Origin of the sequence: Arsenicibacter rosenii, assembly GCF_001870735.1 — a bacterium.
Lineage (GTDB): Bacteria > Bacteroidota > Bacteroidia > Cytophagales > Spirosomataceae > Arsenicibacter > Arsenicibacter rosenii.
Genome location: NZ_MORL01000015.1, coordinates 53481 through 70894, shown reverse-complemented (window position 1 = coordinate 70894; position 17414 = coordinate 53481). Strand labels below are relative to the sequence as shown.

Here is a 17414-nt window from a genome sequence, read left to right as displayed (position 1 = left end):
GAATGACAAATCCCGTTTAGGATACGGTCATAAAAACGGGTAAAATGGACACATGATTTATTATTTGGCTGTGCCTGAAAGCAAAAGCCCGGCAATGCACAGGCATTGCCGGGCCATATCAGCCTGAAAAAAGACGGCTACTAAGCTAATTTAGCCTGCAGGTTCGCGTCCAGTGCTTCCAGGAAATCTTCTGTATACAGGTAATGTTCGCCAGGGATCAGTTTCGTACCGGCAGGATATGCCGACAGGGCCAGATCTTTCGTCATTTTACCGCTTTCAACCGTTTCCACACAAACGGCTTCCAGGGCATGGCAGAAGTCGATCAGCGCCTGATTGCCGTCCAGTTTACCACGGAATGCCAGACCACGCGTCCAGGCGTAGATTGAAGCGATCGGGTTGGTCGACGTTTTGTTGCCTTTCTGGTGTTCGCGGTAGTGGCGGGTTACCGTACCGTGAGCGGCCTCGGCTTCCATCGTCTGTCCGTCCGGCGTAACCAGTACCGATGTCATCAGGCCCAGTGAGCCAAAGCCCTGTGCTACGGTATCCGACTGAACGTCACCGTCATAGTTTTTACAGGCCCATACGAACGAACCTTCCCACTTCAGGGCAGAGGCCACCATGTCATCGATCAGACGGTGCTCGTAGTGAACGCCTGAATCGCTGAATTCTGTTTCGTAAATCTCCTGGAAAATATCTTTGAAACGACCGTCGTATTTTTTCAGGATCGTGTTTTTCGTAGACAGGTACAGCGGCCATCCTTTTTGCTGCGCCATGTTGAAGCAGGCACGGGCAAACCCACGGATCGACTCGTCAACGTTGTACATAGCCATGGCTACACCCGGACCGTTGAATTTGTAGACCTCGTACTCCATCACGGTTCCGTCTTCACCTTCGAACTTCACCGTCAGTTTTCCTTTGCCCGGTACAACGAAATCCGTTGCGCGGTATTGGTCACCGAACGCGTGGCGGCCAACGATGATTGGCTGTGACCAGTTCGTCACCAGACGGGGTACGTTGTTGATAACGATTGGCTCGCGGAATACCGTACCGTCCAGAATGTTCCGGATTGTTCCGTTCGGCGACTTCCACATTTGCTTCAGATTGAACTCTGTCACACGGGCTTCGTCAGGTGTGATGGTTGCACATTTGATACCAACACCGTATTCCTTGATAGCGTTAGCCGCGTCGATCGTCACCTGATCGTTTGTCTCGTCGCGGTATTCGATACCAAGATCATAATATTTAATATCTACGTCGATGTAGGGGAGAATAAGCTTGTCTTTGATGAACTTCCAGATAATTCGCGTCATTTCGTCGCCATCCAGTTCAACCACCGGATTAGCTACTTTGATTTTCTCCATTTTATGTTCTGTCAATCAGTTGGAAAATTGAAATTCACCGCAAAAGTACTCAGAAAGGTGTTACATGAAAACGAAAGTTTAAACGAGTCGCCTGCAAAGTTTTACAGAAGCCGGTAATCAGCAATCCGGGTCATTATTTTTTGCCGTCTGTCCGAAATAATATGTGGCTGAAAGTGGGTGTTTTAGTATATTTCATCCTGTTTTACAGAGTTAACCTAAGCTATATATGGCAATTATGAAAAATTCTACAACAAAGTGGATTGTTCTGCTTTCATTAGTGCCTGCCCTTCTGTTCGGCCAGTCGAAGAGACCAAAAGCGCCGGCTGACCGAACAGAAAAACTAAAGCAGGAAGTGATGGCTGCGATTGATGCCCGTAAGGATCAGGCGCAGCAAATCAACGATATGCTGTTCAGTTTTTCCGAACTGGGTTTTCAGGAAGAGGAGTCGTTTAAATACCTGACCACACTGCTCGAAAAGGAAGGGTTTACGGTACAGAAAGGAATTGCCAACATGCCTACCGCCTGGATTGCTACCTGGGGGAACGGAAAACCACTGATCGCCATCGGCTCTGATGTCGACTGTATTCCGAAAGCGAGCCAGAAGCCGGGCGTTGCCTACCATGACCCGATTGTCGAGGGCGCACCGGGGCATGGCGAAGGCCATAACTCAGGGCAGGCGCTGAACATCGTGGCAGCCCTGGCCGTGAAGCAGATCATGGAGCGTGAAAAAATTCCGGGCACGCTGATGCTGTGGCCGGGCGTGGCCGAAGAACTGGTAGGCGCCAAAGCCTTCTTCGTGCGTGACGGTTATTTTAAGGATGTCGACGCCTGTATCTTTACGCACGTCGGCAACAACCTGGGCGTTTCGTGGGGTGATGCCGGCAACAACGGGCTGGTGTCGGTCCGGTTCAACTTTGAAGGCCAGGCCGCACACGCCGCCGGTGCGCCATGGCGTGGCCGTAGTGCACTGGATGCGGTGGAACTGATGAACGTCGGCTGGAACTTCCGCCGCGAGCACCTCGAAGTAACCCAACGATCGCATTATGTGATCTCCGACGGTGGCGATCAGCCGAACGTAGTACCGTCGAAAGCGGCTGTCTGGTATTACTTCCGTGAACGTACGTATCCGAAAATCAAGAAATTATACGAGACCGGGCTGAAAATCGCTGAAGGTGCGGCGATGATGACCGATACCAAATTTACCTACGAAGTACTGGGCTCAGCCTGGCCCGGCCATTTTAACAAACCCATTGCGGAGGCCATGCACGAAAATATCCGTAAGGTAGGGTTGCCGACATGGTCGCCGGAGGATCAGCTGCTGGCCAAGGCGTCGCAGATCGAATTACAGGCTCCGAAAGTAGAAGGGCTGGCCACTAAGATTGACTCAATCGGAATGCCGGTATCGGCCGCGCCGGTCATGATGGGTGGTCAGATGATGACCGCCATGGGCGGCGGATCCGACGATATTGCCGACATCTCATGGTCACTGCCAACGGTTGTGCTGCGTTATCCGTCGAACATTCCCGGGCTGCCGGGCCATCACTGGGCCAATGCGATTTCGATGGCCACGCCGATTGCCCATAAAGGCATTGTGGCGGGAGCCAAGGCTGAAGCGATGACCTTGATCGATATGCTGATGAAGCCGGAAATCATCAAAAATGCGTGGGATTATTACCGCAACGAACAGACAAAAGAGATTAAGTACACCCCGCTGATTTCGCCGAAAGAGCAGCCTGCGGTTTTCCTGAATAAGAAGATTATGACGGAATATAAGCCGAAACTGGAGAAGTACTATTACGATCCGTCGAAGTATAAGACGTATCTGGAACAGTTAGGTATTAAATACCCGACCGTCCGGGACGATCAGCGCGCCGCCATCAAAGAGAAGGAGTCGAAAGAAACCAGTGCCAGTAAAGTGAGCGGAGGGAAGTAGGGGCAGGGATGCTGGATGCTGGATAGAGTTGATGCCGTAGACCCTGAATATCCAGTATCCGACCATCTAGTATCCAGCATCATTTCGTCTTTATCCCATGATATTGTTCCGGTTCCTGATAGCCTTTGCGGAGGGGATGGCCGTCCCAGTCGGCGGGCATCAGGATGCGGCGCAGGTCGGGGTGATTGGTAAAGGAAATACCGACCAGGTCGTAGGCTTCACGCTCGTGCCAGTCGGCAGTACGCCAGATATGGCTGACCGTCGGTACGGCCGGTAACGGCATGCCGGGCTGGTTGCGGGCGACCGTTACTTTCAGCATCAGGTCATGCTCAAACGGGATGGATGTAAAATTGTAAATCACCTCCATGGTATTAACCTGTGGCCCGTTGTCGATGGCGGTGATGCAGGCGAGTAAGTCGAAGAACAAACGTTCGTCGTCGCGCAGGAATTGACAGACATTGACCAGCACGTCTGCCGATACCGCAACTGCCGGTGAGGCCGTCTGTACCTGAATGGTTGAGCCAAATTGTTCCTGAAGAATAGCGGCGATATCGTCGAAAGACATGCTTAGTAGGGGTAAAGAAACGTTGCTATAAGCGTTCCGGGTTTTCACCCGTAAGGGCCGTGCCCGTCAGCGGCTTCTCCTGCCGGATTTTTTCCTGTAGTTTCAGAAATCCGTCGATCAGCGCTTCGGGGCGGGGCGGACAACCGGGTACGTAGACATCCACCGGAATAATCTTATCCACGCCTTTTACGACATGATACCCGTGCTGCCAGTAAGGCCCGCCACAGTTGGAACACGAGCCCATCGAAATCACATAGCGCGGCTCAGCCATCTGCTCATATAACCGGCGGATCCGGTCGGCCATCTTGTAGGTTACCGTCCCTGAAATAATCATGATATCCGACTGCCGCGGCGAGGGTCGCGGAAAAATCCCGAAGCGCTCGAGGTCATAGCTCGATGCCATGGAGCCCATCATTTCGATGGCGCAGCAGGCCAGCCCGAATGTAAGGGGCCATAACGACGACTCCCGCGACCAGTTCAGGAGCTCCTCCGAACGGAGCAGCACAATGCCGTGGTCACCGGATTTATTGGTTGGGGAAGATGCGTTCATCGGATATGTCATTGTCTGTACCGGTGTAACGAGCCGGGGCCGTCAAACGGTTCCGCTTGCCGGCTGGGAGGCCTTCGCTTTCGGCTGGTACTTTTTATTTACCTGATCGTAGAGCGACTGAGGCACTTTTGTATCAACGGTTGGTATCTTTTGTTGTGGTTTTACCCAGCTCAGATAGCCTTTGACCCAGGCATAGGCCAGGCCGAGGGCGAGTGTGAGGACGAAGATGCTCATTTCGGCCAGCGAAAACCAGCCCCAAAGCCCTTTCGTTTCGTTAATAAGCGTTTTTTGGCCGAAAACGGTAGCCCATGGAAAGAGAAAGACCAGTTCGACGTCGAACAAAACAAAGATCAGCGCCACTACATAAAACCGGATATTAAACTGCACATTCGCATTGCCTACCGGTTCTTCGCCCGACTCATACGTACTCATCTTCTCGACATTGGGCCGGTCCGGGCGCAGAAAGCTGGCTCCGAACAAGACAAGGGAGATGAAGGCAAAGGCGGCCAGAATAAACAGCAGAATAATGCCGAAGTCAGAAAGCATGGCGATACAGGCAGCAGGCCACGGACAATAGCGGCCGTGGCCTGCTGCTTATTTTTTCTTTTTGTAAAAATTATAGACAAACGCTACCTGAAGCACACGGTTGCGGTAGTTCAGATCGATGCCCGTAGCGGTAGCCGGTGCCACATTGGTCAGGCCGTGGATGTAGCGTACCTGAAGACTGAACTTATCCAGCATATCCAGAAAATCGTAGTGAGCGCCGATCACGATACCCATGTCGTTTTTGGTGCCCGGGCCATACGTCGATCCGGCATTAACGGCATAGCTGAATTGCGGGCCGGCCTGTAGGGCAATTCCCTCTGTCGGAATCCAGCCAAACAGCACGGGGAGAGCAATGTAGCTGAAGTTATTCCGGACGATTTCTGTCCGGCCAACGCGCTGCACCTTAAGCGTCCCGCCTTCTTTTGAATACAACAGTTCCGGCTGTACCGTAAAGTTTTTATACCGGAGCTGATACATGGCACCGAGGCTGAAGTCTATTTTTTGCTTGGGAACGCTGGTGGTCACCCCCGAAAGGGCTAAGCGGGTAATAGACGGCCCGGCTTTAATCCCAAAATGTCCCGAAAGAGCATTAGTTTGTGCAAAGACTACCGAAGGGCAGACCAGCGCAAGCATGAAAAGTAGCTGTTTAATACGCATGAATGAAGCAGCAGAAGGTTTGTTACCTTCTCTTAACGATAGATCCGGCTGCAAAATTGGTTAAAAAAAGTTAATTCAACCGAGGATCAACCGGGTAGTTTGACAGAACCTTGAATTCTCCGCCCATTCGTTTCAGAATTCCGCGCCAGAACTGATCCGCAGGCGTATTAAACAGGAAGTCAGTATCGGCTTTTGAGACGATCCATGCTTTTTCATTCAGTTCACCGTCCAACTGTCCTTCGCTCCAGCCGGAGTAGCCGACAAAAAAGCGGATATCCTCCTCAGACAGCGTGCCGATATTGATCGCCTGTTTAATCTGTTCAAAGTCACCGCTCCAGTAAAGACCGTCCTGAATCCGGATTGAGTGCTCGATCAGGTCGGGCCGCCGGTGAATAAAATGCAGCGTATTCTGCTGGACAGGACCGCCCAGAAAAAGAGGAACATCGCTGTAGATATCATCAATGACATCGCTCAGCATTAGATTGGTGGTCTGATTCAACACTAACCCGAACGTCCCTTCCTCACTGTGTTCGCAGACCAGCACCACGCTGCGCTCAAAATTAGCATCGCCCAGAAACGGCTCCGCAATCAGAATACTTCCGTTGGTAACAGTTGTTGTTTTCATAGCGCAGATCGATGTTAGGTGGAATACGGTAAAACCCGTCGTTAGGTTTGTAAGTATAGCGTATTTTTATCGAAAACGCAGAATCAGGGGAAGTTGGTATGGGGGAGAGAGTAGTGAGCAGAGAGCTTAGGGTGGCAAGCAAGGAACTGAGTGGTGGCACGACCGCCAGGCGGCCCTGTCAAAGTCGTGCCACCACTTGTACTGAGGAGGCTTAATTTTTCTTCAGCCGCATCTTTCCGTCTTTCAGTATGACCGTATCGGTCTTATCCTGCTTTTTGTAGCCGTTTCCTTCCGGGTCAATATTGTTGTCGTAGCCGGTCGCCGAGGTTACGACTTTGTCTTCGATTTTATCGCGCAGCCGGCCTAACCCGCCGAATACGGTGGCTGAGGCCTTTTCTTTCCAGTACGTACCCGAGAGCGTGGCGTTGAAGGAAAGCTCAATAAACCCGTCGCTTACCGACTTTACCTCCAGTGTTTCGTTGTTGTTCTGCGAATCGCCGACGTGGTATTCCATGCGTGGTGTTTTGGTTTCTTCCACATAGCGGATAGCCGCAATGCCTCTGTATTTACCCAGATCCTGGGCCCGTTTAATGTTCTCGCGGGTATCGGGGCGGTCAGCATTCACAATCAGGTAAAGACCTGGCTCGCTCACGGCACGGCCATTGAAATCGCCGAGCCAGACACGGAGCATACGGTCGGGTTTGGTGCTGTTGCCGGTAAAGTAGGCATAATTGCCAATCTGGATCTGGCGGGGCTGGGTTTTGTATTCCTTACCGTCAATCTGGACCGCCAATGTATTGTCGTTGGCCAGTTGCGCCTGAGCGCTGAAAATGGTCAGGAGGGCAAATACTAGGGAAAAAGTCGCTTTCATCTGTGTTCATTTCGTTTTGTTCCGGCCCGAAGGTAGGTGACAACCCGTTAGATCCACATTTCTTTTGAGGAAGCGGAACGTCTTTGAGGCAGTTGCTTTTAAGTGACTGGTTGTTGCTGATTGTGCGGATGGCGGTGTGCCATTATTAGTTTTCCGCAACAGTAAGTTTTGATGTGTCAACGACTTTAAACCTGAAACACCATGCTTCAGTTATGAAATACCACCAGATAGAGGAGCCCTCCGTAATGCAGCAACCCTCAGCAGCAAAAAGTACCAACCCCCTTGTGTGAAAATTTGTTAAAAAGGAGAAAGGCTTTCCAACCGTTTTAGGAAAGGGTGGGTCTTTATGGTGTCGACGTTAATATGCTTGATGATTACGGATTAGTTGAAGGATGCCGGCGGCAGGACCGTTCAGTGCAGCGACAGCTCTATGAGCGGTTTGCCGGGAAGCTCTTTGTCATTTGTAAACGATACACCAAAGATGTGGAAGAGGCCGAAGATGTGTTGCAGGATGCCTTTGTCAAAATCTTTCAGCACATTGGCTCATTCCGGTTTGAGTGTCCGCTTGAAGCATGGCTGAAACGGGTTGTTATCAATACGGCACTGAAGCAGATCAGGCAGCAGAAGCCGTGGGAGCAAACCACCGACATCGCCGATATGGCTCCGTTTATCGGGCAGGCCGACGAAAGTCTGCCGTCGCTGAACTATCAGTTTTTGTTGCAGTTGGTGCAGGAGTTGCCACCCGGTTGCCGGGCTGTTTTTAACCTGTACGCGATTGAAGGGTACAATCACCTCGAAATTGCCGAAATGCTTTCTATTTCAGAAGGAACCTCAAAATCGCAGTACGCCAGGGCACGACAATTACTTCAGCAGAAATTACAGAAAGAATATAAATTACCATCCGGCGGAATGCCGCCATTAAGAAATGAGTCAGTTTGACGAACATACACCAGGGAAACGTCCTGAAGAGCCGGGTGAAGCTCTATGGAGAAAGGCGTTCGGGGAGGCATCAGAAATGCCTTCAGCCCGTGTGTGGGATGCTATCGAACGCCGGCTCGACGAGGAGGACGATCGTGGAGTAATGCCACTGTGGGGAGGAACGCCAATGGCCGGAGGTACCGGCGCTGCCGAAAGGGGGGGGCTGATAACCGTACGGCCATGGATGCGCTGGAGTGCAGCGGCGTCGGCGGCCGTTTTGTTGCTGAGCCTTGGCTGGTGGGCACTCAATACCGGAACCGGTGAAAAACCAGCATTATCATCAACAAAAACGACCGGAACGCCATCTGACCAAATTACAAAACGACCGGAGGCACTGGTTGCGGCATCGGACCCGGCGGGCAAACAAAAGTTATCCACAATGGCTGTGGATAACTCAGGAAAAATGCCCCGTAATGTGAATAACTCGTCGCCGGAAGAGCAATTAGCGGCGCTACAGGTAAAAGGTAGTCTCCGGAAGCCGGAAGCCGATGCAGCCACACAAGTGCGGGTAGCCGGTACGTATCGGGAAAAAATACAAAATCCGGCCGAAGTACTGGCTGGTGTTGAGGCAGGAAAACTACAGAAAAGTGTAGCTTTTGTAACGAGACGAACGGTGAAAGAAGCTGGTAGCGAAACCATTACGGAAAATGGTGCTATAGGTTATGAAGCACCGGCGCGTATGCTGGTTCAAGCCGAATCCGCAGAAGAAGCAACGGTGATTGCCTCGATTGAGCCGTTGGCCAGCCGGCCGTTGCACAACCGTATGTATGGCACACAGCGCATTGTCTGGTACCGGATCTCAGACGCTGTGCTGGAGGAAAACAGCAGTCAGCCGAAGGAACACCGCGAACTGTGGGCGTCGGCCAGCGTTATGCCGGGGGCCTTCAACCCATCGGTGTCTATTCCGTCGTCGCAGCCTGGGGTAGTGTATGCCAACTATGTGGCAAATACACGAGTCGCTTCACCGACACAAAGTGTCAACAGCCGGGCTGACCTCTCAATCGCTTATCAACTATCGACCGGAATGAAGCTTGGTAACCGCTGGACTATCGAAACCGGCGTTGGTTATCTGGAGGCTAATTCGACGGTGAACAGCCCGGCTCAGACAATTGTTGCTAACCTGCAGTCGGCGATGCTCGGCGAAATACGTACATCGAACCTGTATGCTGATGCTTTGCGGGGGGCTGTTTCGGGAGCGAACAGTAACTATGCGCAGGCGACGTTTGACAAGAGCAATTCGTTTATTCCAAGCAACAACGCGTATTCGACCGAACAGGTACAGAAAATCAGCAATACCTATCAGTTTGTGCAGGTTCCGGTGCAGGTTGGCTACCAGTTACGTCCGCGTAAACGCTTAGGAATCGCTATGCTTGGTGGTTTCCTGACAAACTGGTTTGTTAAGAATCAGGTTGATAAAAGTGTGACAATCAAATCAGGAGACGATGTGTACCGTCCTGTTACGCTGTCGGCAACAACCGGCCTGCGTTTCCGCTACCGTCCGACACAACGCTGGTCGGCTTCGTTTGCCGGTATGTATCAGCAGGCGTTGCAGAATGCGACCAAAGCGAGTGTAGATGTCCGTACAAAACCGCAGACGCTGGGGATGAGTATGGGAATCGATTATCACTTCTAAGGCTATGTTTAACAGTAAACAACACATACGATGAAAGCATTGATCTTAGCCGGTATGGTGGCGCTGATGGCGGCCCAATGCGGCACACAGGAAAGCGTTGATGCCGAAGTAAAAGGAGCATCAACCGATGTCATTATCCGCAGCGGCACCTCTTACGGGTTCTGCATTGGCTACTGCAAGCGTCAGCTGGACCTCACAGCTACCGACGCTACATTCATTATGAAAGACAACCGGGAGGAATTGCCGGTGAAATCATGCAAAGGAACGGTAACGGCGGATGAGTGGAAAACGCTGGCCGCCCAGGCTGACCTGGCCGCCCTGAAAAAACAACCGGAGCGCATCGGCTGCCCGGATTGTGCCGATGGCGGTGCTGAGTTTCTGGAAATTGAGCGCTCGGGGGATAAATACCGCGTAACCTTTGAGGCGGGTAAAACCATTCCTGGTTTCGAATCGCTGGTAGAAACCTTGCGGAAGCGCCGGACTGCGTTCAATGATTGTCAATAAAATAACCGAACAACAAAGAACATGAAACGCCTTTTTGCCTCAGCCATGGCTGTTACGGCGGTGACCGTCGCGGCGCTGACGCTGGCGACGGTAGGTTGTCAGAAGAACAATTCATCGCCTTCGCCGGGCGGAAGTACGGCCGGTGCCCTTCGGGTATCGACGAAATTTGCGGGCCAGACCAATGATTTTGCCTTTGACTTCTTCAAAAAAGTATATGCTGAAGAAGCAAAAACAGAAAACGCCTTTGTATCACCGCTGAGCCTGCATATTGCGCTGGGTATGCTGATGAACGGTGCCGGCGGGCAGACACAGACCGAAATTCAGAAAACACTGAAACTGGACGCGCAGACATTGTCAGAAGCGAATGATACCTACGCCAACCTGATGACGAACCTGCCGGGCGTTGATCCGAACGTCAAACTGTCGATTGCCAACTCGATGTGGTATCGGAACGGGTTTACGGTCGAGACGTCGTTTCAGGATGTGTTGCGGAAAACATTTCAGGCCGACATAACGGGGCTTGACTTCAACAGCCCGACGGCTAAAGACCGGATCAATCAGTGGGCGAGCGATAAAACCAACGGTAAAATCCCGAATGTAATTTCGGAGGTGAAGCCCGAGCATGTGATGTTCCTGCTCAATGCGCTCTATTTTAAAGGCGACTGGAAGACAAAATTCGATACCAAACAAACGTACGATACAGACTTCAGGTTATTGTCGGGACAAACCAAAAGCGTCAAAATGATGCGGCTGGATGTACCGCTGCGCCGGGTTTTCCGTCCTTCATATACCGCTTTCGAGTTGCCTTACAGTCAGGGAAACTATGTGATGACTGTGCTGTTACCTAACGAGAATTCTTCGCTGGATGCGATGATAAACACGTTGAACGGTACGGAGTGGGCGGCTCTGCAACAAGGGATGGCCGAAGGGAAAATCGACATCGGTCTGCCACGTTTCGGGATGAAATACAGTATTAAGCTAAACAGCATCCTGTCGGGTATGGGTATGCCAACGGCTTTCTCGAACTCGGCTGATTTGTCGGGCATTAGCAAGGGCAAACAGCTTTATGTCGATTTTGTAAAGCAGGATACCTATGTTGCCGTCGACGAGTCAGGAACTGAAGCGGCGGCTGTGACCAGCATCGGTGTCGGCGTAACCTCAGCGGGTATGTCTTACATCTGCAACCGGCCTTTTGCGTTCGTGATTCACGAAAAAACAACCGGTACGGTCTTGTTTATGGGTAAAATCGTAAATCCGGATACAAACTCATGAAAACGATCCTGCTCTTTTTCGCATCGCTGATCGCCATGGCGTTCAGCTGCGAGCGGAATGATGAAACGGTCGTGGCACTGAGTGCGGCAACGGCTAAACTTGACGGTACCTGGAAGCTGGTAGAACCGGCTACGCCTTATACCATTACGCTTGAGTTGAATTTAATGCCGGCCACTGCAACGGCATTGACTGCTTCGAACGTATATGAAGCTACAGGCAAGGCACCCATAAATTCCTATTTCACGAAACTGACTCAGCCAAAGCCCGCGGAGTCGGATCAGGTAATTGTAGATGGCATTGGCTCCACCAAAGTAGGTGGTCCGGCCGAAGTCATGCAGGCGGAACAGACGTATTTCACGAACCTGAAAAACGTAACCCGTTATGAATTAACGACACAGAACAGGCTGCGGCTCCACCATAGTAGTGGCGTATTGGTCTACGAAAAAATAAAATAGCTGCAGTGGCCGATAAGGTCATGCACGCATACAGTAAACAGTAATTTTTTTAGGTGATAATTGCTGACTTTTTGTGTAAGATAAATCGCCCGATGGCCTTGCCGTCGGGCGATTTTTTTTGCCAGGCTTCCAACCTGAGTAATAGAAAATGACTCTTGGTTACATACTATAAATTCTTCCTAACTGTATGAAATTTAAACAACTACTCCTACTGATGAGCTGGTTAGCACTTGTGACCACCGGTTGTACCGACAATTGCCGGCAAGTGCGGACCTATCGCAAACAGATACCGGTGAAGGTAACCCTTGAGGAGCTGCGCAAACCGGTTGTGTCAACAGCACCGCAGCAACTGATCGAGCCCGGTAAGATTTATGCCAAGGATAATTACCTGTTCATCGTTGAGGTGAAAAAGGGGATTCACGTGATTGATAATGCGAATCCGTCGAGCCCGAAATTTATTTCCTTCCTGCCGATTCCGGGCAATGTCGATCTGGCCGTCGCCGATAACACCTTATATGCCGACAGCTACATCGATGTGGTAGCGCTGGACATCAGCAATCCGGCAGCTATCAAAGAAGCAGGCCGCGTCGAAAGCGGATTTTCGTACGGACAGGTAGGCCGGACAAGCTGGTCGTATGATAACCAGACCCGAACCATAAACGATTACAAGCAAGAAATTACGACCGAAACCTTTGATACCGACTGTGAGGGCAATTACGGGTTTATACCGTATCCGATCGCGTTGTATTGGTTTGGCCGGGCCTACTTGCAGTCTGATTTTGTTAATTTCAGTGTCGGCAGCAAGAGTAATTCCGGCACAACCAGCCCCTCAACAACAGGCCAGGGCGGTTCTATGGCACGGTTCGCTATTATGAACAACCAGCTGTATGTCGTGAACTCATCGGTGATGCAGTTATTTGACATTTCAACGCTGTCAAAGCCGGTAAAAGGCAAGACGATCAATCTGGGCTGGGGGGGCATTGAAACGATTTTCCCGTATCAGGACAAGCTGTTTATCGGTGCGCAGGATGGCATGCATATTTATGATGCCTCAACGCCAACTGATCCAAAGCAGCTGTCGTTGTATCGTCATATCCGGTCATGCGATCCGGTGGTGGTGCAGGGCAATTACGCCTACGTGACCTTACGGGGTGGGGGCTTTTGCGGCGGTGCCCAGAACGTACTGGATGTAGTCGACATATCGAACCCATCCATGCCAACCCTGGCGAAGTCGTATCCGATGGACGGACCGTACGGGCTGGGCGTCGACTTCCCGAACCTGTTTGTGTGCGAAGGCCAGAAAGGATTGAAGGTCCTGAAAATGACCGATGCAACAAATCTGACGCAAGTGCAGAGCTTCGGCGATATGAATGCCTACGATGTTATCCCGCTGCGGAATACGCTGATGCTGATCGGTAAAGATGGTCTGTATCAGTACGACTACACAAATCCGACGAATCTGCGCCAACTGAGTAAAATTGCCGTTCAACCCGCCTACTGATCATGCGCCGACTTATTTGCTTACTTATCGCCGCTACGGCGTCAGGATCATACGCCATGGCCCAAACCACTGATGCGTCACGCTGGCAAACAACCGTTCAGGTTGGCGTTCAGGCTGGGCAGGTGCGCCCGGATGTGAATGTCAGCAACGGGGGCTGGTATTACCCGTACTATCCTGTGCGGCCGGCTGGTAACCGCTACAGCCTGTCCATTTACGGAACAACCAATTATGCGGTACGTCCGTGGTTGCGGACGGGTGTTTCGGCCGGCGTAGACTGGTATAGCCAGACGCAGTTGTTTCCGGTTGCGGGCAGTCTTGAGGGCCGTCTGCCGAAGAAAAACCAGCGTGTAAGTCCGTTCGTCAATCTGGAGTCGGGGTACGCCTTTCGGGGCATCAATCCGCATGGCAAAGACCTCAGCGGAGGCTGGCTGGTTTCGTCGGGGGCAGGGCTCCGGATCAATACCGGTAACCACACCGGTTTTGTCATCAGCGCGGGTTATAAGCACCAGCGTGCCAGCCAGCGAACCCCTGTTGACGGGACCTATACGCTCTCGCAGGTCGAATACCGTCATTACAACCGCATCTACTTCCGGATGGGCTTTTCGTTTTAAAGAGTGAAAGAGCGGCCGCCATGCGGCAAAAGAGATAAAGAGTGAAAGAGTGAACCTTGCGGTTAGCATACCTTGCACCTTTCGCTCTTTCACTCTTTATCTCTTTCGCTCTTTAACTTATCTTGCTGCAACCATTCATATGCAATTCTATGCAGCCTCGTTCCGTAGCGTTTTCCCGGACAACCATTACAGAGTTGATGATTCCGGCATATGCCAATTTTGGCGGTAAAATTCACGGGGGCATTCTGCTCTCACTCATGGATAAAGTTGCTTATGCGTGCTCGGCCAAACATGCCGGCACGTATTGCGTAACGGTATCGGTCGATGAGGTCAACTTTCTGATGCCGGTAGAAGTCGGCGATCTGGTGTCGCTGCTGGCCTCGGTCAATTATGTGGGCCGGACATCGTTAGTCGTCGGGATCCGGGTTATTGCCGAAAACGTGCGGACCGGCATTATCAAGCATACGAATACCTCGTATTTCACGATGGTAGCCAAAGGCGATGATGACCGGCCAACGGAAGTGCCGCCATTGCAACTCGAATCCCGCGACGACGCGCGCCGGTTTCTGGAGGCCATCAAGCGCCGCGAACTGAAGGCAGGCTACCGCGACGCATTCGATAATGAAAAATCAAGTCTGGCTGTCGACGAAAACCTGAGCCGGCTGGCCAGCGAACGCTGTGTGATTACTTTTTCAGGTGAATAGGTGCAGACAGAGTCGCCGGTGTTTTCTGAACCCGGCGACTTTTCATTTATCCTGCTATCCGGCCGTTTATCCCGCCATATTGCCGTTCTTCGGCCTCTCCTAAAATATTCTCCGTTCTGAGCCGACTATACTAATAAACAGGCAGGTTGCCTGACACGCTGAGCACAACATGGATATGTCGGTAAATCAACTAAGCAACACCGCAGACGAAAGCGGACAACCAGACCTTCGCGAGACCGTACGGCGCGAGCGTCCCCGGTTGCTCGATTTCATCCGCCGACGGCTCCCCGATCCCGACGATGCAGAAGACCTGCTGCAGGATGTCTTTTACGAACTGACCCTGGCCTATCAGCTGACAAAACCCGTTGAACGCGTAGCCTCCTGGCTATTTGCCGTGGCCCGTAACAAAATCAACGATTGGTACCGGAAACCTAAAATGCAGTCGCTGGATGCACCGGCATCCGGCGACGACGACGATGAAGCGCCGGTATTGGGCGAGTGGCTGGCCATTGCCGATGATAACGGCGACGATGGCGGCTTGCTGCGGGAGTCGCTGATGGACGCCATTGCTGATGCGCTGGAAGAGTTGCCCGACGAACAGCGGGAAGTTTTTGTCCGTCATGAAATTGAAGGGCAATCGTTCCGGCAGATTTCGGAGGCGCTGGGTGTATCACAGAATACACTGCTGTCGCGTAAGCATTATGCGGTTCGTTCCCTGCGTGAGCGTTTGCAGACATATTATGAAGACCTGCTTGACTAAACCATTAAACAACAAAAAAAATGACATCTTTTGCAATCATGGGCTTTGTCGCTCTCGGCATTATCGCCTTTCTGGGCATGACTTTTGTCACTATGGCGCTCTGGAACTGGCTGGTACCTTCCTTGTTTAAGGGGCCTCGCCTACGCTTTGTCCAGGCATTGGGGCTGGTTTTCCTGACCCGGCTATTCATCGGGTTCGGAGGGCCGGGCCATGTAGGCGGCCACGCTGGCCCGTGGATGAAACACGGGAAGGAGCACCCTGCTGTAACGAAAGAAGCACCTTACTGTAAGCCTGAAGAAGGGATACAGAAAAAATCAACCACAACTGAACTGTAACAACAAAGAAAAATCAACATGAAACGTTTTTGGATTCGTCGGGGAATAGGTTTCCTCGCTTTTGGAATAGGGATCGCCGCTTTGTTCGGCTTCATCGTCATGAATCTCTGGAATGGAATTTTACCGGCCGTATTGGGCGTTAGCACCATCACCTTCGGACAAGCATTCGGCATACTGGTGTTATCACGCATTCTGTTCGGCGGTTTTGGCCGGCCGGGCTGGGGCGGACCACGACACAATCACCCCTTCAAGGCCCAGTGGAAACACAAAATGGCCGAACGCTTCGAAAAAATGACGCCCGAAGAGCGCGACGCCTTCCGCCAGAAAATGCAGAGCCGCTGCGGTGGCGAAGGGCCGTGGGCGAAGAGCTTTAGTAAAGAGTGAAAGAGATAAAGAGCGAAAGAGCGGATCGCTTCGCAGCAATCTGACCGGAAGGGTCACTCTTTCGCTCTTTATTTTTTCCACCCTAATTGATTTACGTTCTCTCCGATTTTTTTGCCTTCTGCAAGGCCGGTTTCGTTATCCTGCCGGGTATGAATACCGCCCGGAAAGCGCGACCAGGCCGACTCTTCGGCCGTTTGCCAGAACGAAGTAAACGAGCGTGCTTTGTAATCGACATGCCGCAGTTCATCGCGGGCACGGCCAACGTGGGAGTTATCGACAAACGAAACATTGGCCCCGTAGAGGTCAGTAAGTACGGTAGCTGCGGCGGCTCCCTGCGTTGAATGGCCTGACGGGAAAGCGGGAAACGGCGGCTCGGGCCAGAACGGCGTCCATGCGGCATTAACATTGGCACGGACAAACGTCGATGGGCGCTCGTTGTGGTAAGTATATTTACACTTCCAGCAGTTCATAAAGGCGTCGGCGACGGCCATGCCGGTTCGGGCATAGGTTTCAATGGCCCTGGCTAATGTCGCTTTTGTCGTCCGGACGGTAATGGTTGCCTGATTATAGGAGTGGCCAGGCGGAGTAAACGTCTGGCTCGGATCGTCGCCCCACCAGGCGGCGATTTCTTTTTCTTCCTGTGTCAGCGAAATATTCTTGTCGTAAACGGCTTTATATAGTTTGTCGTAATTCGCGGCCGGATCTTTGGTATAAGCCTCCGGTTTCGGGATGGGCAGATTACCGTTGGCCGCGACAAACCGGCGGTTATTGCCCTGGTACGGATGCAGGGCCCGGCGAATAGCCACCTGCCCGTCGGTCGGCGGAATCCAGTTGCCGGGAGCGGTTGGCAGAACATAGTCGAGCGGAAACGGATCCTTATATCCCTGATGGCCGCCGTCCGTTTTCGACTAATCATAAATCGCCTGAGCGACGGCCAGCCCGAATTTCTCCGACCGGTCGGCTACGTCGGCATCGGTGATACGGCTTGCTTTGATGGCTATGCTTAATGAATCAATCGCTTGCTTATTTTTGTCGGCCGTATTCTCGTATAGCTGTTTGAGCGGGAGGCAAAGGTCGGCGTACTGCCGGGCGTATTTTTGGCCAGCCGCAGTGTCATGTCGCCCCATTTGGCCGCGACGTCGGCAGGCATACCGGTAATGGCATCCCCA

General features: G+C 52.0%; 21 protein-coding genes. 12 read left to right on the top strand and 9 right to left on the bottom strand.

The features are described 5' to 3' along the window. Window positions 1-140 precede the first annotated feature (140 nt). Window positions 141-1361: an NADP-dependent isocitrate dehydrogenase gene (locus BLX24_RS21460; RefSeq protein WP_071505254.1), complete on the bottom strand. Its 1221-nt coding sequence runs from the start codon at window positions 1359-1361 to the stop codon at window positions 141-143. A gap of 235 nt (window positions 1362-1596) precedes the next feature. Here BLX24_RS21460 and BLX24_RS21455 point away from each other — a divergent pair, with 235 nt between their 5' ends. Continuing rightward, window positions 1597-3294, top strand: coding sequence for an amidohydrolase (locus BLX24_RS21455; RefSeq protein ID WP_071505300.1), 1698 nt, complete (start codon window positions 1597-1599; stop codon window positions 3292-3294). 79 nt (window positions 3295-3373) lie between these two features. On the opposite strand, the gene BLX24_RS21450 is transcribed toward BLX24_RS21455, so the two are convergent. The 6 genes from BLX24_RS21450 to BLX24_RS21425 form a co-directional block, all read right to left on the bottom strand. Next, window positions 3374-3859: an NADH-quinone oxidoreductase subunit C gene (locus tag BLX24_RS21450; RefSeq protein WP_071505253.1), complete on the bottom strand. Its 486-nt coding sequence runs from the start codon at window positions 3857-3859 to the stop codon at window positions 3374-3376. 25 nt (window positions 3860-3884) lie between these two features. Further along, complete coding sequence (locus tag BLX24_RS21445) at window positions 3885-4409, bottom strand: NADH-quinone oxidoreductase subunit B (protein ID WP_071505299.1); 525 nt, start codon at window positions 4407-4409, stop codon at window positions 3885-3887. Window positions 4410-4451: 42 nt separating this feature from the next. Further along, the gene (locus BLX24_RS21440; protein WP_071505252.1) at window positions 4452-4955 is read right to left on the bottom strand and encodes an NADH-quinone oxidoreductase subunit A; all 504 of its coding nucleotides are present in this window, start codon (window positions 4953-4955) and stop codon (window positions 4452-4454) included. Between the two features lie 48 nt (window positions 4956-5003). Then, on the bottom strand, window positions 5004-5612 hold the full coding sequence (locus tag BLX24_RS21435; protein ID WP_071505251.1) for a porin family protein: 609 nt from the start codon (window positions 5610-5612) through the stop codon (window positions 5004-5006). A gap of 70 nt (window positions 5613-5682) precedes the next feature. After that, on the bottom strand, window positions 5683-6237 hold the full coding sequence (locus BLX24_RS21430; protein ID WP_071505250.1) for a YqgE/AlgH family protein: 555 nt from the start codon (window positions 6235-6237) through the stop codon (window positions 5683-5685). A gap of 211 nt (window positions 6238-6448) precedes the next feature. Then, window positions 6449-7108, bottom strand: coding sequence for a hypothetical protein (locus BLX24_RS21425; RefSeq protein WP_071505249.1), 660 nt, complete (start codon window positions 7106-7108; stop codon window positions 6449-6451). A gap of 363 nt (window positions 7109-7471) precedes the next feature. On the opposite strand from BLX24_RS21425, the gene BLX24_RS21420 reads away from it, so the two are divergent. The 11 genes from BLX24_RS21420 (at window position 7472) to BLX24_RS21370 (ending at window position 16245) form a co-directional block, all read left to right on the top strand. Next, window positions 7472-8047 (top strand): RNA polymerase sigma factor, encoded by a 576-nt coding sequence (locus tag BLX24_RS21420; protein ID WP_071505298.1) that lies wholly within the window; start codon window positions 7472-7474, stop codon window positions 8045-8047. Next, complete coding sequence (locus BLX24_RS21415; protein WP_143092745.1) at window positions 8034-9719, top strand: hypothetical protein; 1686 nt, start codon at window positions 8034-8036, stop codon at window positions 9717-9719. Before BLX24_RS21420 ends, BLX24_RS21415 begins: the two co-directional genes overlap by 14 nt. Before the next feature lie 30 nt (window positions 9720-9749). After that, window positions 9750-10223, top strand: a complete 474-nt coding sequence (locus tag BLX24_RS21410) for a hypothetical protein (protein ID WP_071505247.1) — start codon at window positions 9750-9752, stop codon at window positions 10221-10223. A gap of 21 nt (window positions 10224-10244) precedes the next feature. Then, entirely contained in the window at window positions 10245-11495 is a 1251-nt protein-coding gene (locus BLX24_RS21405) for a serpin family protein (RefSeq protein WP_071505246.1), read from the top strand. Next, entirely contained in the window at window positions 11492-11950 is a 459-nt protein-coding gene (locus tag BLX24_RS21400) for an META domain-containing protein (protein ID WP_071505245.1), read from the top strand. Before BLX24_RS21405 ends, BLX24_RS21400 begins: the two co-directional genes overlap by 4 nt. Window positions 11951-12164: 214 nt before the next feature. Beyond that, window positions 12165-13451 carry an LVIVD repeat-containing protein gene (locus tag BLX24_RS21395; RefSeq protein WP_229201862.1) on the top strand — a complete coding sequence of 429 codons (1287 nt, stop codon included), beginning with the start codon at window positions 12165-12167 and terminating at the stop codon, window positions 13449-13451. 2 nt (window positions 13452-13453) lie between these two features. Next, complete coding sequence (locus BLX24_RS21390) at window positions 13454-14062, top strand: hypothetical protein (RefSeq protein WP_071505243.1); 609 nt, start codon at window positions 13454-13456, stop codon at window positions 14060-14062. Window positions 14063-14211: 149 nt separating this feature from the next. Continuing rightward, on the top strand, window positions 14212-14766 hold the full coding sequence (locus BLX24_RS21385; protein ID WP_071505242.1) for an acyl-CoA thioesterase: 555 nt from the start codon (window positions 14212-14214) through the stop codon (window positions 14764-14766). A 175-nt stretch (window positions 14767-14941) separates the two neighbouring features. After that, the gene (locus BLX24_RS21380; RefSeq protein WP_071505297.1) at window positions 14942-15526 is read left to right on the top strand and encodes an RNA polymerase sigma factor; all 585 of its coding nucleotides are present in this window, start codon (window positions 14942-14944) and stop codon (window positions 15524-15526) included. 20 nt (window positions 15527-15546) lie between these two features. Further along, entirely contained in the window at window positions 15547-15861 is a 315-nt protein-coding gene (locus BLX24_RS21375; protein WP_071505241.1) for a hypothetical protein, read from the top strand. 18 nt (window positions 15862-15879) lie between these two features. Beyond that, window positions 15880-16245, top strand: a complete 366-nt coding sequence (locus tag BLX24_RS21370; RefSeq protein ID WP_071505240.1) for a hypothetical protein — start codon at window positions 15880-15882, stop codon at window positions 16243-16245. 68 nt (window positions 16246-16313) lie between these two features. On the opposite strand, the gene BLX24_RS33660 is transcribed toward BLX24_RS21370, so the two are convergent. Together BLX24_RS33660 and BLX24_RS33655 are read right to left on the bottom strand one after the other, a co-directional pair. Then, window positions 16314-17051, bottom strand: coding sequence for a vanadium-dependent haloperoxidase (locus BLX24_RS33660; protein ID WP_071505239.1), 738 nt, complete (start codon window positions 17049-17051; stop codon window positions 16314-16316). Between the two features lie 102 nt (window positions 17052-17153). After that, the gene (locus tag BLX24_RS33655; protein ID WP_071505238.1) at window positions 17154-17372 is read right to left on the bottom strand and encodes a hypothetical protein; all 219 of its coding nucleotides are present in this window, start codon (window positions 17370-17372) and stop codon (window positions 17154-17156) included. Between the last annotated feature and the right edge of the window lie 42 nt (window positions 17373-17414).